This window comes from Solwaraspora sp. WMMB762 (assembly GCF_049179115.1).
Taxonomy (GTDB): Bacteria; Actinomycetota; Actinomycetes; order Mycobacteriales; family Micromonosporaceae; genus Micromonospora_E.
Genome location: NZ_JBMHMD010000001.1, coordinates 5,331,108 through 5,356,861, shown reverse-complemented (window position 1 = coordinate 5,356,861; position 25,754 = coordinate 5,331,108). Strand labels below are relative to the sequence as shown.

23 protein-coding genes are annotated in these 25,754 nt (G+C 71.3%); 15 read left to right on the top strand and 8 right to left on the bottom strand.

Annotation, left to right across the window (positions count from 1 at the left end):
- Window positions 1-48: 48 nt before the first annotated feature.
- The 4 genes from ACN27J_RS23965 to ACN27J_RS23950 all read right to left on the bottom strand — a co-directional run bounded on the left by ACN27J_RS23965 (window position 49) and on the right by ACN27J_RS23950 (window position 6,623).
- A complete protein-coding gene (locus ACN27J_RS23965; RefSeq protein WP_421369698.1) occupies window positions 49-2,418 on the bottom strand; it encodes a glycoside hydrolase family 65 protein in 2,370 nt (789 codons plus the stop codon).
- On the bottom strand, window positions 2,415-3,164 hold the full coding sequence (locus tag ACN27J_RS23960) for an HAD family hydrolase (RefSeq protein WP_278173511.1): 750 nt from the start codon (window positions 3,162-3,164) through the stop codon (window positions 2,415-2,417). Before ACN27J_RS23960 ends, ACN27J_RS23965 begins: the two co-directional genes overlap by 4 nt.
- Window positions 3,165-3,260: 96 nt before the next feature.
- Window positions 3,261-4,574 carry an ABC transporter ATP-binding protein gene (locus ACN27J_RS23955; protein ID WP_421369696.1) on the bottom strand — a complete coding sequence of 438 codons (1,314 nt, stop codon included), beginning with the start codon at window positions 4,572-4,574 and terminating at the stop codon, window positions 3,261-3,263.
- 126 nt (window positions 4,575-4,700) lie between these two features.
- Window positions 4,701-6,623 (bottom strand): hypothetical protein, encoded by a 1,923-nt coding sequence (locus ACN27J_RS23950; protein ID WP_421369694.1) that lies wholly within the window; start codon window positions 6,621-6,623, stop codon window positions 4,701-4,703.
- A gap of 110 nt (window positions 6,624-6,733) precedes the next feature.
- On the opposite strand from ACN27J_RS23950, the gene ACN27J_RS23945 reads away from it, so the two are divergent.
- The 5 genes from ACN27J_RS23945 (at window position 6,734) to ACN27J_RS23925 (ending at window position 12,646) form a co-directional block, all read left to right on the top strand.
- Entirely contained in the window at window positions 6,734-8,233 is a 1,500-nt protein-coding gene (locus tag ACN27J_RS23945) for a hypothetical protein (protein WP_421369693.1), read from the top strand.
- Between the two features lie 253 nt (window positions 8,234-8,486).
- A complete protein-coding gene (locus ACN27J_RS23940) occupies window positions 8,487-10,346 on the top strand; it encodes a S8 family peptidase (protein WP_421369692.1) in 1,860 nt (619 codons plus the stop codon).
- A 207-nt stretch (window positions 10,347-10,553) separates the two neighbouring features.
- Entirely contained in the window at window positions 10,554-11,168 is a 615-nt protein-coding gene (locus ACN27J_RS23935) for a matrixin family metalloprotease (protein WP_421369690.1), read from the top strand.
- 10 nt (window positions 11,169-11,178) lie between these two features.
- Complete coding sequence (locus ACN27J_RS23930) at window positions 11,179-11,823, top strand: hypothetical protein (protein WP_421369688.1); 645 nt, start codon at window positions 11,179-11,181, stop codon at window positions 11,821-11,823.
- Between the two features lie 190 nt (window positions 11,824-12,013).
- Window positions 12,014-12,646: a GNAT family N-acetyltransferase gene (locus ACN27J_RS23925; RefSeq protein ID WP_421369686.1), complete on the top strand. Its 633-nt coding sequence runs from the start codon at window positions 12,014-12,016 to the stop codon at window positions 12,644-12,646.
- Window positions 12,647-12,653: 7 nt separating this feature from the next.
- On the opposite strand, the gene ACN27J_RS23920 is transcribed toward ACN27J_RS23925, so the two are convergent.
- Window positions 12,654-13,550, bottom strand: a complete 897-nt coding sequence (locus ACN27J_RS23920) for an amidohydrolase family protein (protein WP_421369684.1) — start codon at window positions 13,548-13,550, stop codon at window positions 12,654-12,656.
- Window positions 13,551-13,658: 108 nt separating this feature from the next.
- On the opposite strand from ACN27J_RS23920, the gene ACN27J_RS23915 reads away from it, so the two are divergent.
- The 7 genes from ACN27J_RS23915 to ACN27J_RS23885 all read left to right on the top strand — a co-directional run bounded on the left by ACN27J_RS23915 (window position 13,659) and on the right by ACN27J_RS23885 (window position 21,478).
- On the top strand, window positions 13,659-14,903 hold the full coding sequence (locus tag ACN27J_RS23915) for a M20 metallopeptidase family protein (protein WP_421369682.1): 1,245 nt from the start codon (window positions 13,659-13,661) through the stop codon (window positions 14,901-14,903).
- A complete protein-coding gene (locus tag ACN27J_RS23910) occupies window positions 14,900-15,901 on the top strand; it encodes a Gfo/Idh/MocA family protein (protein ID WP_421369680.1) in 1,002 nt (333 codons plus the stop codon). Before ACN27J_RS23915 ends, ACN27J_RS23910 begins: the two co-directional genes overlap by 4 nt.
- 16 nt (window positions 15,902-15,917) lie before the next feature.
- On the top strand, window positions 15,918-17,216 hold the full coding sequence (locus tag ACN27J_RS23905) for an ABC transporter substrate-binding protein (protein WP_421369678.1): 1,299 nt from the start codon (window positions 15,918-15,920) through the stop codon (window positions 17,214-17,216).
- Window positions 17,217-17,289: 73 nt separating this feature from the next.
- A complete protein-coding gene (locus tag ACN27J_RS23900; protein WP_421369677.1) occupies window positions 17,290-18,252 on the top strand; it encodes a carbohydrate ABC transporter permease in 963 nt (320 codons plus the stop codon).
- A complete protein-coding gene (locus ACN27J_RS23895; protein WP_421369675.1) occupies window positions 18,249-19,085 on the top strand; it encodes a carbohydrate ABC transporter permease in 837 nt (278 codons plus the stop codon). Before ACN27J_RS23900 ends, ACN27J_RS23895 begins: the two co-directional genes overlap by 4 nt.
- Window positions 19,082-19,468, top strand: coding sequence for an L-rhamnose mutarotase (locus tag ACN27J_RS23890; RefSeq protein WP_421369673.1), 387 nt, complete (start codon window positions 19,082-19,084; stop codon window positions 19,466-19,468). The genes ACN27J_RS23895 and ACN27J_RS23890 overlap by 4 nt, the downstream gene beginning before the upstream one ends.
- A 282-nt stretch (window positions 19,469-19,750) precedes the next feature.
- The gene (locus ACN27J_RS23885; RefSeq protein ID WP_421369671.1) at window positions 19,751-21,478 is read left to right on the top strand and encodes an ATP-binding cassette domain-containing protein; all 1,728 of its coding nucleotides are present in this window, start codon (window positions 19,751-19,753) and stop codon (window positions 21,476-21,478) included.
- A gap of 8 nt (window positions 21,479-21,486) precedes the next feature.
- On the opposite strand, the gene ACN27J_RS23880 is transcribed toward ACN27J_RS23885, so the two are convergent.
- Window positions 21,487-21,972 carry an ArsI/CadI family heavy metal resistance metalloenzyme gene (locus ACN27J_RS23880; protein WP_421369669.1) on the bottom strand — a complete coding sequence of 162 codons (486 nt, stop codon included), beginning with the start codon at window positions 21,970-21,972 and terminating at the stop codon, window positions 21,487-21,489.
- A 79-nt stretch (window positions 21,973-22,051) separates the two neighbouring features.
- On the opposite strand from ACN27J_RS23880, the gene ACN27J_RS23875 reads away from it, so the two are divergent.
- From ACN27J_RS23875 to ACN27J_RS23865, 3 genes are all read left to right on the top strand, one after another.
- On the top strand, window positions 22,052-22,423 hold the full coding sequence (locus ACN27J_RS23875) for an ArsR/SmtB family transcription factor (protein ID WP_421369667.1): 372 nt from the start codon (window positions 22,052-22,054) through the stop codon (window positions 22,421-22,423).
- A gap of 38 nt (window positions 22,424-22,461) precedes the next feature.
- The gene (locus ACN27J_RS23870; protein WP_421372425.1) at window positions 22,462-22,944 is read left to right on the top strand and encodes a GNAT family N-acetyltransferase; all 483 of its coding nucleotides are present in this window, start codon (window positions 22,462-22,464) and stop codon (window positions 22,942-22,944) included.
- Between the two features lie 112 nt (window positions 22,945-23,056).
- Window positions 23,057-23,926, top strand: a complete 870-nt coding sequence (locus ACN27J_RS23865) for an AraC family transcriptional regulator (protein WP_421369665.1) — start codon at window positions 23,057-23,059, stop codon at window positions 23,924-23,926.
- Window positions 23,927-23,949: 23 nt separating this feature from the next.
- Here the strand turns inward: ACN27J_RS23865 and ACN27J_RS23860 are convergent, their stop codons facing one another.
- Both ACN27J_RS23860 and ACN27J_RS23855 read right to left on the bottom strand, forming a co-directional pair.
- Window positions 23,950-24,492 (bottom strand): hypothetical protein, encoded by a 543-nt coding sequence (locus ACN27J_RS23860; protein WP_421369663.1) that lies wholly within the window; start codon window positions 24,490-24,492, stop codon window positions 23,950-23,952.
- 79 nt (window positions 24,493-24,571) lie between these two features.
- Entirely contained in the window at window positions 24,572-25,702 is a 1,131-nt protein-coding gene (locus ACN27J_RS23855; RefSeq protein ID WP_421369661.1) for a mandelate racemase/muconate lactonizing enzyme family protein, read from the bottom strand.
- Window positions 25,703-25,754: the final 52 nt, after the last annotated feature.

The following is a 25,754-nucleotide window of genomic DNA, read 5'->3' as shown; positions in this document are numbered from 1 at the left end:
CCGGGCCGGTCCGGCACCGCGCGAAGAACCGTCAGTCGGTACGCGCCGTCAGTCGGTACGCGCCGACCGGCGCACCGGTGACCGGCCGGTCGGCTGCTGCGGCGGCGGACCGACCGGACCGGCCGGCGGGATCGCCCGGGTGACCGGCTTGTCCGCAGCCACCGTGATCGGCTCGCCGTGGTGGGTCAGGTCGACGGTGGCGTTCGGGTCGACGTCACGCAGCGAATAGGTCACCTCGTCGTGCTGGACCGCCACCCGCAGCCGCAGGCCCCGCCACATCATGGCGAACTCCAGCCGGTTGATCCGCTGCGGCAGCCGGGGAGCGAAGGTCAGCTCCCCGCCGTGGTCACGCATCCCCCCGAAGCCGGCGACCAGCGCGAGCCACGCCCCGGCCAGGGCGGCCACGTGGATGCCGTCGCGGGTGTTGCGATTGATGTCGTGCAGGTCCATCAACGCGGCCTCACCCATGTAGTCGTGGGCGAGCTCCAGATGTCCGGTCTCCGCGGCTATCACCGACTGGGTGCACGCCGACAATGACGAGTCCCGCACCGTACGCCGCTCGTAGTAGGCGAAGTTGCGGGCCTTCTCCTCCTCGGTGAACGCGTCACCCCGCCAGTGCATCGCCAGCGCCAGGTCGGCCTGCTTGACCACCTGCTTGCGGTACAGATCGAAGTACGGGTAGTGCAGCAGCAGCGGATAGTGGTCCTGCGGGGTGCCGGCGAAGTCCCACTCCTGGTGCCGGGTGAACCCGGCCGACTGCGGGTGCACGCCCAGCTCGTCGTCGTACGGGACGTGCATCGACAGCGCCGCGTCCCGCCAGGCCGCGGTCTCCTCGTCGTCGACGCCGAGCACCCAGGCCCGGTCGGCGTAGCGCAGCGCGCAGTCGGCGGCGGTCAGCAGGTTCCGCTGCGCCATCAGGTTGGTGTAGATGTTGTCGTCGACCACGGCGGTGTACTCGTCCGGCCCGGTCACCCCGTCGATGTGGAACCGGCCGTGCCGGTCGTGGTGGCCCAGCGAACGCCACAACCGGGCGGTCTCCACCAGCAGTTCGAGGCCGATCTCCCGCTCGAACTCGACGTCCCCGGTGGCGTGCACGTACCGCCGGACCGCGTCGGCGATGTCCGCCGCCACGTGGAACGCGGCCGTGCCGGCTGGCCAGTACGCCGAGCACTCCTGGCCACGGATGGTCCGCCACGGGAACGCCGCCCCGTTGAGCCCGAGCATCCGGGCCCGCTCCCGCGCCTGGTCCAGGGTCGAGTGCCGCCAGCGCAGCACCGAGGCGACCGCCCCCGGCTGGGTGTAGGTCAGCACCGGCAGCACGAACATCTCGGTGTCCCAGAAGGCGTGCCCGTCGTACCCCGGGCCGGTCAGCCCTTTCGCCGCGATCGGCCGCTGCTCGGCTCGGGCACCGGCCTGCAGCACGTGGAACAGCCCGAACCGGACCGCCTGCTGGATCTCCGGGTCGCCGTCCACCCGCACGTCCGAGTGGCTCCAGAAGTCGTCGAGGTACTTGCGCTGCTCGGCGCAGAGCCCTTCCCAGCCGGAGATCCGGGCGCCGGCCAACGCCGCGCCGACCTGGTCGCGCAGCGCCGGCAACGAGCGCTGACTGGACCAGCCGTACGTCAGCAGCTTCACCATCCGCAGCCGCTGCCCCGGCTCCAGCAGGCAGGAGACGGTGGTCCGGACCCAGTCGTCGAAGCCCTCGGTGCTGACCGACACCTCGCCGGGGCCGTCGATCTCGTGCCCCATCGCCGCCGCCATCCGCAGCCCGCTGGCCTTGGTACGGTGGATTAGCAGCCCGCCGTCGGGCTGTACCAGCCGCTCCTCGGCCTGCAGCGGCGTCTCCAGCACCGCCGCGACACGCGGGTCCTTGCTCTGTGCCGGCAACTCCTCGTTGGCGACCAGCTCGGACTGCACGATGATGCGCAACGGCTCGTCGACCGCCTCCACCTCGAAGCAGATCGCGGCGACCGCCCGTTGGGTGAACGACACCAGCCGGGTGCTGCGGACCCGGGCGGTACGCCCGGCCGGCGAGCGCCACTCCAGCCGACGGTCCAGCAGACCGGCCCGCAGGTCGAGCACCCGCTCGTGGGAGAGCAGGTCGCCGTAGCGCACGTCGAACGGTTCGTCGTCGATCAGCAGCCGGATCGGTTTGCCGTTGGTGACGTTGACCAGCGTCTGGCCGGACTCGGGGAAGCCGTAGCCGGCTTCGGCGTACGGCAGCGGCCGCAACTCGTAGAACGAGTTCAGGTAGGTGCCGGGCAGGCCGTGCGGTTCGCCCTCGTCCAGGTTGCCGCGGAATCCGACGTGCCCGTTCGCGAGGGCGAAGACCGACTCCGACTGGGCCAGGATGTCGAAGTCGAGCCGGGTCTCCCGCACGTGCCACGGCTCCACGGGGTAGGCCCGTTCGCGGATCACCGTTCGGCTCCGACCAGCAACTCCCCCAGATCGCTCACCACGATGTCGGCACCGTTGGCGAGCAGTTCGTCACCGATGCCGACCCGGTCGACTCCGATGACACAGCCGAACTCCCCCGCACGCGCCGCCGTCACGCCGGCCAGCGCGTCCTCGAACACCGCGGCGTTGCCCGGCTCGACGCCGAGCTGCGCGGCAGCGGCCAGAAACGTGTCTGGTTCCGGCTTGCCCCGCAGGCCCTTCTCGCGCGCGATCACCCCGTCTACCCGCACCTCGACCAACTCCTCAATCCCCGCCGCGATCAGCACGTCCCGGCAGTTGGCGCTGGCCGAGACGACGGCCCGGTGCAGCCCGACCCAGCGGGCAGCATGAAGGTAGGCCAATGAACCGTCGTAGACCTGCACCCCGTCTTCGGCGATGCGTCGCAGCAGCACCTCGTTCTTCCGGGTGCCGATGCCGTACACGGTGTCGGCCTCCGGGGGGTCGTCCGCCGACCCCTCGGGAAGCTCAACGCCTCGCGAGGCGAGGAAGGAACGCACCCCGTCGGCTCGTGGTCGGCCGTCGACGTAGCGGCTGTAGTCGGCGCCCGGATCGAATGGCTGGAACGGCTGGCCGGTCTCGTCGGCGCGGGCGCGGAGGAAGTTGTTGAAGGTTTCCTCCCACGCCGCGTTGTGCACTTTCGCGGTCTGAGTCAACACCCCATCGAGGTCGAACAGGCAGGCGGTCACATGAGCGGGTAGACCGAGCACGCAGCCAATCTAACCTGATCTCCGGTCGGCCGGCTCGGTTTCCACCGGCGCGCCAGCCCATGGTGACCGGTCAGTCACTCATCGCCATCCGCCCACTCATCGCCAGCCGACGTCGATTCGGTCACCCCGTTCGTCGAAGAAGTGCAGGGCGTCCATCCGGACCGAGACGGCCAGTGGATGGCCGGGGGTGACCGCCGGGTACGGGGCCAGTCGCACGGCCAGCTCGGCCGGCCGGCGGTGGTGCCGCCCCGGGTCGCTGAGCACGCTCTCCCGGTCCGGGCCGGGCTCGGCCGACTGCTCGCCGACGGCCGCCCGGCCGACCGACCGGCCGGTGAGGCGCTGCATCACGCCACCGAACCGGCGCAGGCGGCCGCCGGCACCGGCCGGCTCCACCGCCGTGCCGGCGAGGTCGTCGACCACGATCGCGGTGGCCCCGATGTCGAGGTAGGCCAGCGACTCGTGGCCGTGGTGTTCGAGGAACCGGATCCGGCCCTGCAGCACGTCACCCGGGCTGCCGGGGGCTACCGGGGTCAGCGCCTCGGCCCGCAGGCCGACCACGATGCGTTCCCCGTGGTAGTGCGACACGGCCCGGGCGCGCAGATCGGTCCAGGGCAGGTAGAGGGTCTGTTCGCCCAGGTTGAGCGCGACGTAGCGGTCGAGATGGACGTAGACCGATGCCTCCAGCAGGTTCATCCGAGGGCTGCCGAGGAACGCGGCGACGTAGAGGGTGGCCGGCCGGCCGTACACCTCGGTCGGGGTGCCGACGTCCTGCAGCACGCCCTTGCGCATGATCGCCACCCGGTCGGCCATGGTGAGCGCCTCGGCCTGGTCGTGGGTGACGTAGACCGTGCTGACGCCGAGCTCGCGGACCAGCCCGGAGATCTCCGCCCGCAGCTCGGCCCGCAGCCCGCTGTCCAGGTTGGATAGCGGCTCGTCCATCAGGAACAGGCCGGGACGGCGGACGATGGCCCGCCCCATCGCCACCCGTTGCCGCTGGCCACCGGATAGCTGACTGGGCTTGCGGGCGAGTACGTCGCCGATGCCCAGCGCGCTGGCGACGTCCGCCACCCGCTCCTGCCGGGACGCCGTCTCCACTCCGGACAGGCGCAGCGGGAAGGCGATGTTGTCCCCCACCGACATGTGCGGGTAGAGGGCGAAGTCCTGGAAGACCATCGCGACCCGGCGGTCCCGGGGCGGAATGTCGTTGGCCAGCTCGCCGTCCAGCAGCACCGCACCGCTGCTCGGATCCTCCAGCCCGGCGATCATCCGCAGCACGGTCGACTTGCCGCAGCCGGACGGGCCGAGGAGCACCATGAACTCACCGTCGTTGACGTCGAGGTTGACCTTGTCGACGGCGACGGTCCCGTCGGCAAAGACCTTGGATACATCCTTGAGCGCGACGGTGGTCACCGTCACCTCCCCCAGCCATCGGTTGCCGGCCCCCGAATGACTGTGACGAGCGCCATCGCCCTGGCACATCGGGTAAACGTGCCATGTTCATATTGTGACAGCTCGATTACCAGGAGATCGGATGGATTACCGAGCGGTTACCTCGGGTAGTCCGACCGGCGACGTACCGAACTCCGGGTGCCGGGGCACCCCGTCCCACTGCTGGCCACCCCGACGCAGGAAGTAGTCGAGACCGGCGTCCCAGGTGTGCCCGGCCGCCCGCCGTTCGTACAGGTAGCCGAGCGGATGGGTGCGGTAGATCAGCCCGCCGGCACGCAGCACCCGGTCCATCAGGCCACGGTCCACCGACCGGGGCACCGGCCGCCAACCACCGACCGCCTCCAGGTCACCGCGCGCCATCAACATGGTGCCGCCGGCCACCGGGGCGCCGTACGCCTCCGGCGGCACCGCGGCCCGGCGGACCGTGACCCCGAGCATCTGCAGCACCACGAACTCGGCCGCCTTGCCGACCAGCATCGCGCCCGAGTACTCCCGGGCCAGCACCAGGTCCCAGATGTGCTCCGGGCCGTACACGTCGTCGTCGTCGACCTTGGTGACCAGGCTGCCCCGCGCCCGCGCGGTCGCCGCGCCCATCACCTCGCCGAAGCTGAACCCGGCGGGCGCGCTGAAGATCTGGATCGGCCGGCCGCACTCACCGAGCCGCGCCCGCAGGTCCGCCGTCAACTCGATACCGTGCAGGCAGAGCACGATCTCCAACTCCGGGTAGGTCTGCCCGGCCAGCTGCCGCACCACGTCCGGCAGGTACTCGGGACGCCGGGTGACCAGCACCGCGCTCACCGACGGCGGCGCCGCCAGCGCCGGAAACGTGTCGGCGGTGACGTCACCGGCGGCGAACGCGGCGGCGTGCCCACGCAACGCCGCCGACCGCTGCCGTACGCTGCGGATCTCCCACTCCAACGGATCCGCGCCGACCCCGGGCAGGTCGCTGTGCAGCACCGCCAGCAGCGGCTCGGCCAGCCGGTCCGCCACCGCCGGCGGCAGTTGCGGCACCCGCAGCACGGCACCGGTCGCCGCCAGCTGGGCGAGCAGCGTCGCCTCCGCCGCCGGCGCGACCGCCGGCACGTCGGGGCAGATCAGATGGGTGAACCGGCGGATGGCCGCCAGCTGGTCGCCGGACAGCGGCGCGCCGGCCAACCCGCCGCGCGCCACCGGCACCGCACCGGCTGCCGGGGAATCCGCCCCGACCGGTGCCGGATCCGCCGGGGCGGGGACGGACTCAGCCGGCCGCACCTGCCAGCCCGGCACCGGGTCGCCGGGCAGGAACTCCAGCACCCCGGTCGGCTCCGTCGGCCCGTACCGGCGGCCCCGGCCGACCGGGTTCGCCACCGCCGAATCGATCAGCACCAGCGGCTGCCGGTTGGCCACCCGGGCACCGGTGCCACCGGCGGTCACCGCCACCCCGACCAGGTCCGACGGCGCGGCCAGCGTCGCCGCGTCCGGGGCGAGCACCACGTCGTACCCGCGGATCTCGGGGTTCGTCGTCAGCGCCCCGGTCACCGAGTGGTTGGCGTCGACCGGCAGCCAGCCGGGCGCCACCCCGACCGCCGCGACGTCGGCGCTGGCCGGTCGGGGCAACGGCCGGACCGGCGCCAGCACCGCCAGCGCGGCGGTGAGCAGATCGTGCAGCGGGACCGGCTCGGCCAGGTCGACGCTCAGCCGTGCGTTGCCGCCACCGCGCGGCAGCCGCACCCGGTGCCGCCGCAGGCCCGGTACCGGGCCCAGCCGGCCGGACCAGCCGGCGGTCGGCGGACGCCAACGGCGTACCCGGACCACCAGCTGGCGGGTCGGCGTGGCCGCGGCCGGCTCAGCCAGCAGGCGGCGCAGCGCCGCCACCGAGTCGGCGTCCACCAGCGCCCGACGGGCCGCCCCGGTGGTCGGCCCGGACACCGGGCGGCCGTCCGGTCGATCGGTCAACCGGACCCGCCACCACCAGCGCCGGTGATCGGGGCTCCCGCCGCGCACGACGCCACCCACCGCATTCTCCGCCACCCTGCGCCACCTTGTCGTTCCGGCTCGGAGCACCACGTCGGGCCGACGCACGCGACACCGACCCACATCACGGCAGAGGCTACCGGCCAGGCTTCCGGTACGCTGCACGCGTGTCCCTGCCTGGTGCCGTGTCCGCCGCTCCGTCACCACACAACGACTGGACCCTGATCGCCCCCGTGGAGCCCGGTCACCCGGCACCCACCGCCCAGGTGAGCGTGCTGGTGGTCGGCGACGGTGGCGACCCGGCGGGCGCCGCCCGTACCGTCGCCGCGCTGCGCCAGCAGCGGTACCCGGACCGGCTGTTGCAGATCGTCACCGTCACCGCCGACAGCGACTTCGCCGACCAGGTCGGCACCGCGAAGGGCGAGATCATCGTCCGGATTCCGGCCGGGGCGGTCCCGGCACCGGACCTGGTCTCGGCGCTCACCCGCTGGCAGCAGGCCAGTCCGGCGGCGGTCAGTGTCGCCGTACCGATGATCTTCTCCGGCCGGGCCCCGGACCCGGACGTGATCGTGGCCCATGCCAGCGCCGGCACCCTCGGCCAGCTCTTCCCGGGCAGTACGGTCGACCCCGGGCTGGCCCGGCTGCTCGACACCACGCATCAGCTCCGCACCGCCGACCATCTCGTTTTTCTGGCCGCCGCCGGCACCGGTTATGCCTTCCAGCGGGACCGCTACCAGGCCGGCTCCGACCGGTTCCAGGGCACTGACGTCGAGGTCGCCTACCGGCTGGCGCAGGCTGGGGCGGTGTTCGTGCCGGAGCCGGCGGCGACGCTGTGGACGGCCGCCCCGGCGGATCCGGTCACCACCGGGCAGCGGGCCGACGCCGAGCTGACCGACCTGGTGCCGTTCCCCCGCGAGCGTCGCAACCGGCCCGGCCGGGTCTGGCAGGTGCCACTGGTGACCGCCGTGGTACCGGTCGACCAGCCGTACCGGGTGGTCCGGTCCTGCGTCGACCGGCTGCTCGGCGGCGACGAGCGCGACCTGCACGTCGCCCTGGTCGGCGACTGGGCCGTGGCCGGGACCGACAGCGGCGGAGCCGACAGCAGCCAAGCCGACAGCAGCGGGACCGACGGCAGCCGAGCCGACCTGCGGCTGCTGGCCGCCGAGTACCGCAGCGAACCACGGGTACGCATGGTCAGCAGTGCTCCGGTGACCGCCTTCCCCGCGCCGTACCTGCTCCGGGTGCCGGCCCGGCTGGGCGTCGGTCCACGGACCGTCCGCTCGCTGGTCGCGGCGATGGAGAAGTGGCGGTGCGGGCTGCTCCGGGTGCTGCCGGCCGGTGCCGGTGCCCCGACCCACGCCGTCGAGCTGTGGTCCACCGCAGCCCGCAGCCGGGCGCTGCACGCCGGTACCGCCGACGGCGCGCTGGTCGAGGCGGTTGCCGCCAGCCACGGGCAACGGTGGGAGACCGGCAGCGAGTACGACGTGGTCGACCTGACCGCAGCCGGGTCGGGCGCGGCGGGCGGCTCGGCTACGGCCGGACCGCGCGGCGGCCGACGGGCCGGGCAGACGGTCACCGTCGGTGGGGCCCGCAGCCTCGGCCGGGCGACCGTCTTCGTCGCCCGCAAGTACGCCCGCGGGGTACGCCGTCGGCTGGTCTCCCGCTGAGCCTCGATCACCCGCCCCCACCAAGGGCGATCATGAAAATTCCTTGTTTCAGACCACCCGGCACCACCCGCTCTTCGGGCACGGCGCTGCAGGTGGGCGATGATCCCGTCGGTTCCATCGCACCAGTGGTATAGACGTTTCAGAATATAACTTCCCAGTGTCAACTCAGATTACTCTCAGCAAGATCGGCGTTCACTGATCCGCTGTCACCGTCAGCGGACTGACGCCTGCCGATCTGATGGGAGGACGGGAGATGAATCTCCCCCGCAGGATCATCATCGTCGGTGCCACCGCACTGGCCATGGTGGCGGCAGTCACCGGACCGGTCACCGCCGCCGAACCGGAGGGGACGATCCGGCACGCTGGTGGACCGACCGCCGTACCGGACAGCTACATCGTGGTCTTCAAGAAGAGCGCGGTCACCCGGGGACAGGTCGCCGCGACCGCCCGCAACCTGGCCAGCCAGCACGGTCGGACGGTCGCCCGCACCTACACCGCCGCGCTGCGCGGCTTCGAGATCTCCGCCAACGCCAAGCAGGCGGCCCGGATCGCCGCCCACCCGGCGGTCGAGTACGTCGAGCAGAACCACACCGTACGGATCACCGACACCCAGCCGAACCCGCCGTCATGGGGGCTGGACCGGATCGACCAGCGTGATCTGCCGCTGGACGACTCGTACACCTACCCGAACACCGCGTCCAACGTGCACGCGTACATCATCGACACCGGGATCCGGTTCGGCCACAACGACTTCGGCGGCCGGGCGGTCAGCGGTTTCGACGCCGTCGACGGCGGGTCCGCGGACGACTGCAACGGCCACGGTACGCACGTCGCCGGCACCGTCGGCGGCACCGCGTACGGCGTCGCCAAGGACGTCACGCTGGTCGGCGTCCGGGTGCTGAACTGCTCCGGCAGCGGCACCACCGCCGGCGTCATCGCCGGGGTGGACTGGGTGACCGACAACGCCGAACTGCCGGCGGTGGCCAACATGAGCCTCGGCGGCGGCGCCAACACCTCGCTGGACACCGCGGTGCGCAACTCGATCGCGGCCGGTGTGACCTACAGCCTGGCGGCGGGCAACAGCAACGCCAACGCCTGCAACACCTCCCCGGCCCGGGTCACCGAAGCCATCACCGTCGGCTCCACCACCAGCAACGACGGCCGGTCCAGCTTCTCCAACTACGGCACCTGCCTTGACGTGTTCGCACCCGGGTCGTCGATCACCTCGGCCTGGCACACCAGCGACACCGCGACGAACACCATCAGCGGCACCTCTATGGCCGCGCCGCACGTGGCCGGCGCGGCTGCCCTGGTCGCCTCGACCAACCCTGGCTGGAGCCCGCAGGAGGTCCGCGACTACCTGTACGACAACGCGACGGTGGGCGCGGTGGGCAACCCGGGCAGCGGCTCGCCCAACCGGCTGCTGTACGTGGTCAACGACGGCACCCCGCCGGCGGACAACTTCTCCATGTCGGTCAGCCCGACGTCCGGCTCGACCACCCCAGGTGGTTCGGTGACGGCGACCGTCTCCACCGCCACCACGTCCGGCTCGGCGCAGTCGGTCAGCTTCTCGGCCAGCGGTCTGCCGAGCGGCGCGACCGCCAGCTTCAGCCCGTCGAGCGTCACCTCGGGCGGCTCGGCCACCCTGACCGTCAGCACCTCGGCGAGCACCCCGGGCGGCAGCTACCCGGTCACCGTCACCGGCACCGGCAGCTCGGCGACCCGTACCGCGACGTTCACCCTGACGGTGATCGGTCCGGGCGGCAGCTGCACCGGCACCAACGGCACCGACGTGGCGATCCCGGACAGCGGATCGTGGGTGAGCAGCAGCATCGCGATCAGCGGCTGCAGCAGCACCCCCTCGTCGTCGTCGACGGTGGACGTCAACATCCAGCACACCTACCGGGGTGACCTGATCGTCGACCTGATCGCCCCGGACGGCTCCTCCTACCGGTTGAAGAGCTGGGCGTTCTTCGACGGAGCCGACAACGTGATCGAGACGTACACGGTGAACCTGTCGTCGGAGACCGCCAACGGGACCTGGCAGCTGCGGGTCCGCGACATCTTCAGCGGCGACACCGGCTACATCAACACCTGGTCGCTCGAGCTGTGATCCTGTCCCGGGCCCGGTCGAGTCGGGCCTGACCGGGCTCCGGCCGGACAGCGCACCGGAACCGGGGGCGTCGCGAACCCGCGACGCCCCCGGTCGCGTACCCACCGGGCCGCCAATACATTGATTTATGCAGATTTTTTTATATGATTGCCCTTGTTGTCGCGCATGCCGCTGCTAAGAGAAGGGCAACCGTGCATGGTCAATCCAGTGACACGTCGGATTCTGGGGACGGCGTTGGCCGCCATGGTCGGCTCGGTGGGTGCCGTGGTCATCGCCGCTGGACCGGCTTCCGCCTACTGCCGTACCGGTATGACGAAGTGGAACAACACCACCTACTCGAAGACCCTCGGCGTCGACCCCAGCTTCCCGACGGCGATGCGCACCGGGCTGAGCAACGGCCTCACCCAGTGGAACCGCAGCGGCTCCACCCTGCGGTACACGACACCGGACTACACCAGCGGCTGGATGATCTACGCGTTCCGCGGCTCCCACTCCTACTCGCCGTTGATGGGCAACGCGCCCGGCTACGCGCAGACCATGGTCAGCGGCTCGACCCACTCCGGTGGCAACCTGATCCTGTCCAACCGGTTCAGCTGGGTCAACGGCAGTCAGAACATCTCCGGCGGGGTCGCCGACGTGCAGACCGTCGCGGTCCACGAGGTCGGTCACTTCACCGGGCTGGCACACCCCTGGATCGGGCACTGCACCGACGGGACGTCGTACACCCCCGCCGAGCAGGCCTCGGTCATGACGACCATCAACACCGGCACCCGCCGCACCCTCAACAGTGACGACGTCGCCGGGGTCACCGCCATCTACTAGGAGCGCCGCCATGATCGGTCACGGTTTCCTGCGACCCGGCACCATCGCGGTCGCCACCCTCGGCCTCGCCGCAGCCCTGATCGCCGGCTGCGGCCAGAACGGCGGCACCCCGTCCGCCGCCACCGCCCCCACAGTGGTGAAGGCACATCCGTACAAGATCGAGAGCGATCTGCCGAACGCCCTGGCCTTCTTCGGCAACACCAACGTCTTCGAAGGCACCGTCGACAGCGTGCTGCCGAACGTACACGCCGTCGACGTCCTCGACACCGGAGAGACCATCGAGGCGGTCTACACCCCGGTGACGATCACTATCGACACGGTCTACCGGGGCAAACTCAAGGCCGGCTCCGAGGTGACCATCAGATCGATGGGCGGCGAAGCCGGCGGAATCTCGTACGTCATCCACGAGGCACCGGCGAAGGAGACCTTCCAGCCCGGCTCACGAGTCGTCATCTTCGGCGGTGAGCTGGCCCGGGTCGACTCCGAGTCGGCTCCGGCGATCACCCCGAACTTCGTCTACCAGCAGGTCGGCGGGGAATTCGTCGACGCGACGTACGCGGACGGACCGACGAACGGGGACGCCCCCAGCGCCGCCGCCGTCGCCGAGGTCCGTGCCCAACTGCGTGCCCTGCCGTCGGCACCGCAGCGGGACTGACCGCCGTCCCGCACCCTCCACCGCTGTCGGCGGGTGGCCCGGTCCCGGGCCACCCGCCGACAGTACGAGTGTCGGGCATCTGACCTGCCGCTACGCCATCCGGCCCGGTCCCACGGGCGTCATCTGCATGACCCGGCCCACCGGCCGGGCCACCCGTCACGCAGATACGCCGACCGGCAGGAGGCCGCTGATGACCGCGATCCACCCAGCCGCCGTGACGATCCGTACCGCCGGAGTGGACGACCTCCCACAGGCCGCCACCCTGCTCACCGAGGCGTTCCTGATCGCGCCGGTGTCGCAGTGGCTGGTCAAAGACCTGGAGGCACGGGCGGAGGTCTTCCGGACGCTGTTCACCATAGAGCTGGAGCACGCCATCCGGGCCGGCGGCACGGTGCACGTCGCCGGCCAGTTCAGCGGGGTCGCGGTATGGCACCCGCGCGGGCGACGTACGCCCACCGAGCCGGAGACGGTCAGCGACCACGAGCTGCACCTGCTCACCGCGACCGGACGGTGGCAACCCCGCTTCGCCGCGTTGGGCCGGATCCTGGCGGCGCACCATCCGTGGCAGCCGCACTGGCATCTGGCCTACCTGGCGGTGGCGCCGTGGCGGCAGGGTAGCGGGTTGGGCAGTGCGCTGCTGCGGCACCACCACCGGCACCTGGACGGCTACGGCACCCCCGGCTATCTGGAGGCGACCACGCCACGCAACCGGGACCTGTACCTTCGGCACGGCTATCGGCCGCATGGGCCGGTCCGGCTGCCTGACGGCCCGCCGATCTGGCCGATGTGGCGCGAGCCCCGACCCCGAGTGAACGATCGTTGACCGGCCGCTACCCGTTGTCGCCGAGAGCCCTCAGCAGGTTCCGGCCGGCAACGTCCGCACGTTCGCCGGCGCTCAGGCCAGCCAGGCCGACCGGATCGAGTGTCTGGGCGAACGAGACGTGGTCCAGACAGGGCGGGAAATCGGAGCCCCAGTAGAGCCGTTGTGGCCCGTACCACTCGATCAGCTGCTCGACGAAGGGCCGGGCGGCCGCGTGCGGGTGGTCGTACGGGGGGTCGCTGACCGCGTACAGGCCGGAGACCTTGACCCCGACGTGGGGCAGCCTGGCCAGCTCACCCAGCGGGGCGAGGATGGCGGCTGCCGTCGACGGTGCCGGCGGTGCGGGTTGCCGGCCAGGCAGACCGAGGTGGCTGAACAGCACGGTGCAGTCGCCGACCGCGGCGAGCGCCGGGCCGAGCCGGGCGACGGCGGCCGGTACGGCGTTCACGCTGAGCAGGCAGTGCGCCCGGTTGACGGTGGCGGTGTGCCGGGTCAACCAGTCGGCGAACCAGTCGGCGCTGTCCCGGTCGCCCAGGTACGCGGCGAAGCCGACGAACCCGGCGGCCAGCCAGTGGCCGGGTGCGGTGTCACCGGTCTGGCCCCGCCGGCCGCCGCTCTCGATCGGATCGATGTGGTCGTCCCGGTGCGCGCCGGGTTTCGGTCCACCGGAGTGCAGGTAGGCGACCGGGGCCAGCCACTCGTGTACGGCGGCGAGGCTCGCCAGGTAGTGGTTGTTGCCGGCGAAGCGGGGCTCGCCCTCGTAGCCGACCACGAGAGCACGACTAATCCCGTGTTCACGTCGTATGTCCTGGTATATGGATATTTCTTGCCCGCCTGACGGGGATCTGCCGTACCGGCCCGGATAGCCGTCGGCGAACAGGTGCAGGTGTGCGTCGGCCCGTTCCATGGCCGGACCCTAACCCGGATCCGACCAGCCCATTGACGCGACGCACCCGCTGACCTAAGTTCTGTCTCTATTAGGTCCGGATTTATGTCACACGTGAGGTGAAGCTAGGTGACGCTGGCAGGCGACGAGGTCGAAGCGCTGACGCAGTTGCGGCGCCAACTTCACCAGCACCCTGAGCTGCGCTTCGAGGAGAAGCAGACAGCAGCGACACTGCAGAGACTGCTGGGACCACTGGGTCGGCTACACACCGGCATAGCCGGCACTGGGCTGCTTCTGGAGCTCGACTCCGCCACGCCTGGACCAGCCGTACTTATTCGGGCCGATATGGATGCGTACCCGGTGTCGGATGCCAAGGAGGTGCCCTACGCCTCCCGTACCCCGGGCGTCTGCCACGCCTGCGGGCACGACGTACACATGACCGTCGCGTACGGGGTCGCCGCCCGGATCGCCGGCGACCCGCCACCGGCCGGCAGCGTCACCGTGCTCTTCCAGCCCGCAGAGGAGATCCCGTTCGGCGCCGGCTCAGGGGCCGCCGCCGTGCTCGCCGACCCGGCACTCGCCGACCGGCGCTTCGACGCCGTACTCGGGCTGCACTGCTGGCCAGGGCTACCCGCCGGAGCCCTCGGTGTCGACCGGACCACCGCGATGGCCGCCAAGGACGCCTTCCGCGTCGAGTTGGTCGGCCGGGCCGCACACGCCGCCACCCCGGCCAGCGGACGCGACGCCATTCTCGGTCTCGCCACCATCGTGACCACCCTGCACACCGCCGTCGCCCGCGCACAGAACCCTGACGATCTCGTCGCCTTCAACATCGGCACGATCACCGGCGGGGCCAGCCAGAGCCAGGTCGCCGAACGCGCCGAAGCGACCGGCACGCTGCGCACCCACGATCCGGCCGTCCGGGCCCGGCTCAAACAGGTGATCGAACGGGTCGCCGTCGGGCAGGCCGACGCTCTCGACCTCGACCTGCGCTTCACCTGGGCCAACGAGATGCCGCCGGTACGCAACGCGAAACGGCTCGTCGCCCTGGCCGACGCCGTACTGCCCGGTCTGGTCGACCTGCACCCGCTGTCGGTCCCACCGCTGACCACCGACGACTTCGCGCTGCTCGGCGCGCTCGGCCCCAGCTTGTACGTCAAACTCGGCGTGTCGAGCGGCACCGCCGGCGGCGCGCCACTGCACTCCGGCTCGTTCGACGTCGACGAACGGTGCATCGGCGTCGGGGTGACGGTGCTGGAACGGCTGACCCGGGCCGTTCTCGCCGGCGGGCTCGCCCAGCCCGGCACCACCGTCCCGGCACAGCCGTCCGCACGAGCCGAACCGGCACCGGCCACCGGGGCGGCGGACCGATGAGCTCCGGACTGCGGGTCGCCGTGCTCGGAGCCGGTGCGTTCGGCACCCGGCACGTGGCCGCCTACCGATCACTCGGTGTCACCGTTGACGCCCTCGTCGACCCCGACCCGGTTGCTCGGGAGCACGTTGCCCGGCGGTACGGCGTCAGCCGCACCTTCGGTTCCGTCACCGAACTGCTCGCCGCGGCCCGGCCCGACGCCGCCTCGGTCTGCGTACCCGGCCCGGTCCACCGCGCGGTCGCCGTCGCGCTGCTCGACGCCGGTGTGCCCGTACTGGTGGAAAAGCCGCTGGCCACGACGGTCGACGACGCCGCCGCGATCGTCGCGGCCGCCCAGGAGCGCGACGTGCTCTGCCAGCCCGGCCACATCCTGCGGTTCAGTCCCGCGCACCGGGCACTGTACGACGCCGTACGCGCCGGCCGACTCGGCCAGGTGCTGGCCGTCTCGTCGCGCCGGGACCGGCCGCGCACGTTGAGCCGACTCTTCCCGCACGAGCATCCCGCGCTGCTCACCGCGGTGCACGACATCGACCTCGCTCTGTGGTACGCGCAGGCGCCGGTGGTCGAGGTGCGCGCCACGGCCCGGACCCGACCCGGATCGGCCACGCCGGTCCTGGTCTGGGCGGAGCTGCGACACGCCAACGACGTCGTGTCGTCGATCCGCAACAGCTACCTGCTGCCCGAACACACGCCCAACCACACCAGCGACCTCGTCGAGGTGTACGGCACCGACGGGGTCGGTCACGTCGACCTCGCCCACCCCACCCTGCTGGTGCAGGCCGAACAGACCGAAGCGCCGGACTGGCAGGTGTCGCCCGCCGACGGCGGCGGTGCGCTCGCCGCCGAACTGCGGCACTTCCTGCACCGCGTCGACGGCGGGGACCCGACTCCGGTCGTACCGCTCGCCGACGGCCTGCACGTGGTCGAGGTCGCCGCCGCCATCGCCGCCAGCGCCGCCGCCGGCGGCGCCACCCACCGGATCCGCCACACCTCTCGCTGATTAGGAGCTTCACCGGATGAATCGACGACGTACCCTTGCCGGCCTCGCCGCCGCCGGGACGGCAGCCGCCGCGCTGCTCACCGGCTGCGGCGGTGACGACGGCACCGCCGACGGACCGGTCACCCTCAAGGTGCTGACCTGGGAGCCGGGCGGTGCCGAATACTGGCAGCAGGTCAAGAGCAGTTTCGAGGCCAGCCACCCGGACATCAAGCTGGAGATGGAATCGGTCCCGTTCGACAAGTACCCGGAGGTGCAGGGACCGTACATCACCTCCCAGTCCGGGCCGGACGTGATGGCCAACAACGCCGGGCTGGAGCTGTTCGATCGGCGCAACGCGTACGTGCCGCTCGGCGAGCAGGCGGCCGAGATCAACAAGGACCTGGTGTCCTACAGCGGCGCCTGCGAGGACTTCGACACCAGCAAGAACTGCTACGGGGTGCCGTTCTCCTATCAGGGCAACGTCCTCTACTACAACAAGGACGTGCTGGCCGCCGCCGGGCTCGACCCGGAACAGCCGCCGGCCACCTGGGACGAGTTCGGCGCGGCCTGCGAGGCGGTCGCCGCCACCGGCAAGACCTGCCTGGCGCTCGGGCTGTCCGGCACCTTCCCGGCGTACTGGGACTTCCCGGAGATTGCCCGCAACTACCTGACCGAGGACGACATCCGCGCCCTGCTGGCCGGCACCATCTCCTGGACCGACCCGAAACTGGTGTCCACACTGGAGAAGCTTGCGGAGATCACCACCAGCGGCTGGGCCAACGACAACGCCCCGTCGATCACCATGCTGCCCGATGGCGCGGACATCTTCCAGCGCGGTGACGCCGCCTTCGCCGGCACGATCATCTCCGACGCGGTGAACTGGCAGGCGTTCGGCGAGGCCCTCGGCGACGAGACCCTCGGCGTCACCCGCTGGCCGGTGATCAACCCGGACGCGCCGCTGGCGCAGAAGTTCTCCGGCATCGAAGGCGCCGTCTACGGCGTCACCCAGTGGAGCGACAAGAAGGACGCCGGTCTGACCTTCATCTCCTGGCTGGCCGGCAAGGAGAACGGCGAGCTGTGGGTGGAGTACGCCAAGGGGCAGCCGTTGAACACGAACGTGGACTCCGCGCTGCTGCCTGACTCACCGGCGTTCCTCAAGATTCAGGAACTGGTCGCCGACCCGACCCTGCACGCCGGCGTGATGCTCTCCGGCCCGGAGGCCGACGCGCTGGCCCGCGGCTGGCAGCAGGTCACGCTGGGCCAGCTCACCGTTGACGCCTGGGCCGAACAGATGCAGCAGGCCCTGGAACGCAGCCCGACCAAGCAGCAGAACTGACCGCCGCGTCGGTGGGCAGGCATGGCACCGCCTGCCCACCGACCGGTACCCCTGCCAGGCTAAGGACACCGCGATGACGATCTCCACCGCGCCGGCACCGGAGCCGACGTCCGCCGACCGGACGCCCGGAACCGCCCGCCGACCGGCCCGCCGCCACCGGCATGCCCGCGAGTGGTGGCTGGCCGCGCTGCTGGTGTCCCCGGCGTTGGCGCTGGCCGTGGCGTTCAAACTGGTGCCGCTGGTACGGGGCGTGATCACCAGCATGGAGTCGTCGGCGGGCTTCGGCGGTGCCACGTTCGCCGGTGCCGACAACTACCTGCGGATGCTCGACGACCCGATGGTCATCACCAGCTTCCGCAACGCGCTGCTGGTGGTCGCCACTCTGCCGGTGTGGGTGGTGCTGCCACTGGTGCTGGCGGTGCTGATCCACCAGCGGGCCCCCGGCTGGAAGTTCTTCCGGGCCGTCTACTTCGTCCCGTACACGATCGCGCCGATCGTCGTCGGCATCATGTTCCGCCAGATTCTCGCCCCCGACGGCCCGATCAACGCCGGCCTGCGCACGATCGGGCTCGACCCGTTGGCGATCGCCTGGCTCAACGGCCGCTACAGCGCACTCTTCTCGCTGGTCGCCGTCGCGTTGTGGAGCTTCTTCGGGCTCGGGGTAATGACCTACCTGGCCGGGCTGGCCACCATCCCCGACGAGATGCTCGAAGCGGCGTACCTCGACGGGGCCGGCTTCTGGCGACGGCTGTTCTCGATCGTGGTGCCGATGCTGCGCCCGACCGTGGCGTACTGGAGTGTGCTGTGCGCCTCCGGGGTGCTGATCTGGCTGTTCCCGCTGATCTACGCGCTGACCCAGGGCGGCCCCGGTGACGCCACCATGCTGCCGGAGTACCTGGTCTTCCTGACCACCTTCACCTTCCTCGACCGCGGTTACGGCTCCGCGATCGGCATCGCCCTGTTCGTCTTCGTCGCCGTGCTGTCGATCTTCTCCGTGCGGCACATGTTCAAAGAGGGGACCCGCAAGCCGCGATGAGCCGACGGACCACCGCCCGACTCGGGCGCTACCTACTGACGTTCGCGCTGGTCGTCGTCGCGGTCGCGGCGATCTACCCGCTGCTGTTCACCGTGATCAGCTCGCTGAAGACGCAGTACGGCTTCGCCGAGGATCCGCTCGGGCTGCCGACCACCGGGGTGACCCTGGAGAACTACGTCGAGGCGTTCCGCCGGATGGACATGCCCCGGCTGCTGCTCAACTCGCTGATCACCACCGCGGGCGGGCTGGTGCTGTCGGTGCTGGCCGCGCTGCTCGTCGCGTACGCGGTGACGAAGCTGCGCTTCCGCGGCGGCAAGGCCGTCTTCCTGCTGATCATCATCACGCTGACCATCCCCAGCCAGGCGATCATCTACCCGCTCTACCAAACCGTGCTCGACCTGGGCATGTCCGGCGAATACCAGGGGCTGATCCTGGCGTACGCGGCGTTCGGCCTGCCGCTGGGCACCTACCAGCTGGCCGGCTACTTCCAGCAGGTGCCCGACGAGCTGATCGAAGCCGCCCGGATGGACGGTGCCGGGCACTTCACCATCCTGTTCCGGCTCCTGGTGCCGATCGCCACCCCGGCGCTGGCCGCGCTGGCCATCTTCAACTTCGTGTGGATGTGGAACGACCTGCTGCTGCCGCTGGTCATCATGGGCGGGTCGGACTCCAAGACCCTGATGGTCGGGGTGTCGCTGCTGTCCGGCCAGTACGACGTGTCGGTGCCGCTGGTCAGCGCCGGCCTGATCGTGGCGCTGCTGCCGGTGCTGATCGTCTACCTGGTGTTCCAGCGGCAACTGGTCTCCGGCGCGCTCGCGGGCTCCGGCAAGTGAGCGCACCCGCCGACAGCGAGGCGCCGGGCGCGCAGCTGTGTTACGTGTACCGGCTGCGGCCCGGCGCCGGGCAGGAGTACGAGCGGCGACACGCCGAGGTCTGGCCGGAGTTGTCGGCGCTGATCGACGAGGCCGGCATCTACGACTACCGCATCTACCGGCACGGGCTGCTGCTGATCTGCGTGCTGCGGACCCGCAACGGCTTCGGTCACGCCAGTCGGGTCACCGCCGCGTCGCAGGTGCAGGCCCGGTGGACCCGTTCGCTGGCACACCTGTTCGCCGAGGTCGCCGACGCCGACGGCGAGCCGCTGTGGGCGTACCCGGTCTTCGACCATCCGGGCCACCCACCGCCGCCCGCTGCTCCCTCGCCGCCGCCCGCCTGACGGCCATGGGCGGCGGATGCGCTACGGTCCAGGCGCGGACCTGCCCCGCTCACGCGGACAAGCAGGTCTGCTTGTGTTTCACCCTCGCATCGGGCCGTCGACGGCGCACCGTCGGCTAATCTGGACGTCATGTACACGGGTACCGGGTCGCTGAGGCTGCGCGCCGCCGCCTGACGGCAGCGCGTACCTTTCCCTTTTCTCCGCTGCCGTCCCAGGCGTCCATGCCGGGCGGCGCTCTCGCGTGCCTTCCCGGCTCTCGATCCGAGACCGCGGAGAAACCCTGTGCCTCAGCACCACCTTGATGCCACCGCGAGCCCGAACGCCGCCGGCCCGGCCGGCGACCGCTTCACCAATGACGCCGGCGACCGCATCACCGACCGCGCCGACGGCCTCGTCCCCGCTCGGGACAACGCCCAGCTCACCGCCGCCGGGCTGACCGTGCGGCGCGGCGGGCGGCTCGTCCTCGACCAGGTCGATCTCACCGTGGCCACCGGCACCCGGCTCGCCGTCGTCGGCGAGAACGGCCGAGGTAAGACCACCCTGCTGCACGCCCTGGCCGGGCGGCTCACCCCGGACGCCGGCACCGTGCACCGCGTCGGCACCTTCGGCCTCGCCGAACAGGAACTCGACGCCGCCGACGGGGTGACGGTTGGCGAGCTACTTGACGCGGCGCTCGCCGGCCCGCACGCCGCGCTGGCCGCGTTCGCGCAGGCCACCGCTGATCTCAGCGACGGTGTCCCTGGTGCCGACGAGGCGTATGCCGACGCGTTGGCGCGCTGCGAGGCGTTCGACGCCTGGGACGCCGACCGGCGACTGGACGTCGCCCTCGCCGAGTTGGGTGCCTGCGGTGACCGGCCGCGACCGCTGAACACCCTGTCGGTCGGGCAGCGTTACCGCGTCCGGCTGGCCTGCCTGCTCGGCGCGGACCTGGACCTGCTGCTGCTCGACGAGCCCACCAACCATCTCGACGCCGCCGGGCTGGACTTCCTCACCCGTCGGCTGCGCGAACACCGAGGCGGCGTCGTCGTGGTCAGCCACGACCGCGCGCTGCTCGCCGACGTCGCGAACCAGGTCCTCGACCTCGACCCGAGCCAGGACGGCCGGCCGCGTCGTTACGGCGGCGGCTACGCCGGTTGGCGCGAGGGCCGGGCCCGTGATCGAGCCCGCTGGGAGCAGGAGTACGCCGCCCAGCAGGACGAACAGCGGCGGCTGCAGCAGGCGTTGACGCAGGCGCAGGCGCGGCTACGCACCGGGTGGCGGCCGGACAAGGGCACCAACAAGCATCAGCGGCAGACCCGCACGCCAGGGGTGGTGCAGGCGGTCAACCGGCACCGCGCCGCGTTGGAGGCCCATCGGATCACCGTGCCGGAGCCGCCGCTGGAGCTGCGCGTACCGCCGCTGGGGCGGCGACGTGACGCGCACCTGGTCACCACGGTGGCCGTGGCCGTGGCCGGCCGGCTCGACGCGCCGGTGTCGATGACGCTCACGCAGGCAGGCCGGCTGCTGGTCACCGGGCCGAACGGTGCCGGCAAGTCGACGCTGCTCGCCGTGCTCGCCGGTACCCTGGAGCCCACGTCGGGCACCGTACGCCGGTCGGCGGACACCCGGGTGGCGCTGGTGGCTCAGGAGTCACCTCGGCTGACCGACGCCGATTCGGCGGCCCGGGCGTACGACGACCACGTTGATCGGTTGATCGCCCACGGGTATCTGACGCAGGCCGAGGCCGTCGGGTTGGTCGGCCTCGGCCTGCTCGATCGCGCCGCCCGCGCTACACCGGTGGGCCGGCTGTCCACCGGCCAGTTGCGCCGGCTGGAACTCGCGATGCGGCTGGCCGAGCGCCCTGATCTGCTGATCCTCGACGAGCCGACCAACCATCTGTCGATCGCCTTGGTCGACGAGCTCGTCGCGGCCCTCGACGTCACCGGCGCGGCGGTGGTGATCGCCTCCCACGACCGGCAACTACTGCGCGACCTGCACCGCTGGCCCCGGCGGGCGGTCGGCGCCGGATGAGCGCGAACCTACGAGCAGCAGCCGCCTTCGGCTGGACTGCCCGACCCGACTGCGACGGGCTCGCCGGTGTTGGCTGGCTGGTTCTGGGCGGCGGGCTGGTTCTGGGCGGCGGATGCGCCGATGTCGTCGGAGTCGCCCTTGACCACGTACACCTCCCACGGCTCGTTGCCCGGGCCACGGACCCACACCTTGTCCTGCACCGCGTAGCAGCAGGACGTGTCGTTTTCGGTGAGGGTGATCAGACCGGCCTCGGTGAGCCGGTCGGTCGCGGCGGTGACCTGCGCGCCGTCGAAGACCTCGACGCCGAGGTGGTCCAGTGCGGTCGGCTGGTCGGGGGCGCCTTCGAGCAGCACCAGCTTGAGTGGCGGCTCGGCGATCGCGAAGTTGGCGTAGCCGGGGCGCCGCTTGGCGGGCTCGACGCCGAACAGCTTGGTGTAGAAGGCGACCGACGCTTCCAGGTCGGCGACGCGCAGGGCGAGTTGGACACGGGACATCCCGCACCTCCAGCACTGATTAGACGAATATCTAGGCAGCAAGCTTGCGCGCTGTCTTGATGATCGTCAAACTAGACGCGTGTCGAGACAAGAGTTGCCGGTCGTGCCGGACACGTCAACCTGCTGCGCCCCGCTGACCGACCAGGCGCTCACCGACGAGGCGGCGGCGAGCCTGGCCCCCGGCTTCAAGGCCCTTGGCGACCCGGTACGCCTGCGACTGCTGTCGCTGATCGCGTCCCAGGCCGGCGGCGAGGTGTGCGTCTGCGACCTGACCGAGGCGTTCACCCTGACCGGGCCGACGATCTCCCACCACCTGAAGGTGCTGCGGGAGGCCGGTCTGATCGACTGCGAGCGCCGGGGCACCTGGGTGTACTACTGGATCGCCCCGACCCGGCTCGCCGCCCTGTCCCGGCTCCTCGACGTCGCCACCACCACCGGAGCCGGACGGTGACCGCCGCCGGTGCGACGCCACCGGTGGTCCTCACCTCGATGACCGACGCGCACCGCGACGCCGTGCTCGACATCTACCGCCTCGGCATCGCCACCGGCGACGCCACCTTCGAAACCGAACCACCCGGCTGGGACAGGTTCACCGCCACCCGGTTGCCGGACCACCGCTGGGTCGCCGTCGACGCCGATGCCGCTCACCTCACCGTCCTCGGCTGGACCGCCTGCACCCCGGTCTCCGACCGGTGCGTCTACGCCGGGGTCGTCGAACATTCCGTCTACGTCCACCCGGGCGCCCGAGGGCGCGGCGTCGGCCGGCTGCTGCTCCGGCAGTTGATCGCCTCAACCGAGCAGGCCGGCATCTGGACCATCCAATCTGGAATATTTCCCGAGAACACCGCCAGCCTCGCCCTGCACCACACCTGCGGTTTCCGCACCATCGGCACCCGTGAGCGCGTCGGCCGCCACCACGGCCGCTGGCGCGACGTCGTTCTGCTCGAACGCCGCAGCCCGATCATCGGCTGACGCCTGATCGGCGCCCAGACCGGCGACGGCGGCCGGATGATCGGATCGGGCCACGACGGTCGGGCGCCGCCAGGGTGCGCTCGGCCAGGCTGGACGTCGAAGGGAGGCCTACGTGATCTCGGCACTCAACCGGCTGGTCGACCTCGTCGAGGAGCACCTGACCGAGGAGCTCGACGTGGACGCGCTGGCCAGGACGCTCGGCACGACCCAGTACCACCTGCGGCGGATGTTCTCGTCGCTGGCCGGGATGCCGCTGTCGGAGTACGTACGCCGACGCCGGATGACGGTCGCCGCCGCCGAGTTGGTGCGCGGCGACGACGATCTGCTGAGCATCGCCGTCCGGCACGGGTACGGCTCGACCGAGGCGTTCGGACGGGCGTTCCGGGCGGTCCACGGTGTCGGCCCGAGTGAGGTACGCCGCGACGGAGGCCCCCTTCGCAGCCAGTCACAGCTCAGGTTCCGCCTGACCGTCGAAGGGAGCATCCCGATGGACACCCGTATCGTCGACCGGCCCGAGTTCCGGCTCGTTGGACACGCGACCCGGGTCCCGCTGATCCACCACGGCGTCAACCCGCACATCCAGCAGCACATCGCCGCACTGCCGGCGCAGGAGCATGTGCGGCTGAAGGCGCTGTGCGGCACCGAGCCGGCCGGCATCTTGCAGGTCATCGCCGATCTCGACCCGGAAGCCACCGAAGGCAGCGAGCTGACCTACCTGCACGGGGTCGCGGTCGAGGCGGAGACGCCCACGCCCGCCGACCTGGACGCCGTGGCTGCGCCGGCCGGCAGGTGGGCGGTCTTCCACGTCGCCGGGTCGTACCCGCAGGCCCTGCAGTCGGCCTGGGCGGCGACGGCGACCGACTGGTTTCCGTCGAATCCGTGGCGGCTGCGGCCAGGTCCGTCGATGGTCGCGGTGCTCGACCGCGCTGCCGATTTCAGCACCGCGACCTGCGAACTGTGGCTACCGGTCGAACCGGCCTGAGGTCGCTGGGCCGCAGCGTGAGGTCACCGGGCCGCTGCGTCGCCGCGCTGGCGGCGCAGCATCAGCCGGGCGATGAGCACCGGCGCCAGATGCAGGACGGCGGCGATCATCCCGGCGAGCACCGCGATCTGACCGACCGACAGCCCTTGCCACGCCAACACCAGTGCCGCGCAGGCGATGGTGAGCAGCGCGCCGCGCACGGCACGCAACAGGATCCGGCTGGGCGGGGCGTCCGCGCCCTGCTCAGCCGGGGTGGCGGGCCGCCGGACCAGGGTGGTGACGACCGCCGAGATCGCGATCAGCGTGGCGAACTGCAGGGCCCACAGCGCGGTCGCCGCGACGCTGGCCCCGCTGGTCGCCGCCGGCGCGACGGCGGTCGCCGCCGCGAGGACGACGAAGGCCGGCAGCCAGCTGAAGACATAGGCGAGCAGCGCGACCCGGACCAGTCCGACCGCTCCGGGTTGCTGGATCTGCGGCTGGACCTGCTGCGCGATACGACCCATCAGCTCGTCGGAGGCGTACACCAGTTGCCGGTTTGGCCGGATCTCGGGCGTCGGTTGCGACATGCCGACAAGCGTATCGACCCGTCGCTCGTCCGACCTGTCGGAATTGGGGTGACAGGTACCCCGTCCGGGGCTGTTGGGCTCAGACGGCGTAGGCGACGGAGCCGTCGGAACGCAGCGGGATCCGGCTCAGTGGCCGGCCGGTGAGGTCCAGTGGTGCGGCGTCGGTCAGGTCGAGGGTGACGCCGAGGCCCGGCTGGTCGGGCACCGGCAGGAAGCCGCCGTCACGGCGGACCGCCGGGCGGGCGGGGCCGGTGGCGGGGGTGTCGTCCAGTGGCGAGTACTCCTGGACGACGAAGTTCGGGATCGCCGCGTCGAGGTGCACCGACGCCATGGTCAGCAGCGGGCCGAGGCAGTTGTGGGTGACCACGGCGGCGTGGTGCGCCTCGGCCAGGGCGGCGATCTTACGGGCGTGACTGAGTCCGCCGGCCAGGCCGACGTCGGGGCGCACGTACTGGGCACCGCCCTGGGCGAGCAGCTCCTTGAACTCCCAGATGGTGTGCAGTCGTTCGCCGTTGGCCATCGGTACGCCGGCCGCCCGACGCGCCACGTCGGCCTGGCTGCTGACGCTGTCGATCTGGATCGGGTCCTCGACCAGCAGCGGCAGGTGCCGGGCCAGTGCGGGTACGACCGATTCGGCCTGCAGCGGGGTGAGTTTGCGGTGCAGTTCGATCAGCAGGTCGACGTCGGGCCCGACGGTGTCGCGTACGGCTGCGGTGGTGGCTTCGGTCTGCGCGACCAGCCGGGCCACCGACAGGTTCGCGTAGTCGGCCGGCAGCGGGTCGAACTTGACGGCGGTGAAGCCGTCGGCGACGGCGGCCGCCGCCTGGGCGGCCAGGTCGTCGGCACCGGTGCCGCCCAGCAGCAGGTGCAGCCGGATCCGGTCCCGGACCTGGCCGCCGAGCAGCTGCCAGACGGGTACGCCGAGTCGCTTGCCGAGCAGGTCCCACAGCGCGATGTCGATCGCGGAGACGGCGGCGGTGAGCACCGAGCCGCGGAACGGTCCCATCCGGTACAGGTGGTGCCAGTGGTGCTCGATCCGGCGTGGGTCTGCGCCGAGCAGGTACGGGCGGAAGGCTTCGACCACGGCGTGCACCGCCGCCGGGTATCCCCAGCAGGCGGACTGGCCGACGCCGGTCAGCCCGTCGGCGGTGTGCACCTGGACGAAGTGCGCGTCGCCGAGCACCACCGAGTCCACGGCGGCGATCTCCATAGCTGCCCCCAGAAAATTTGAGACCTATAACGGCCAGAAACTTGCCATCTCA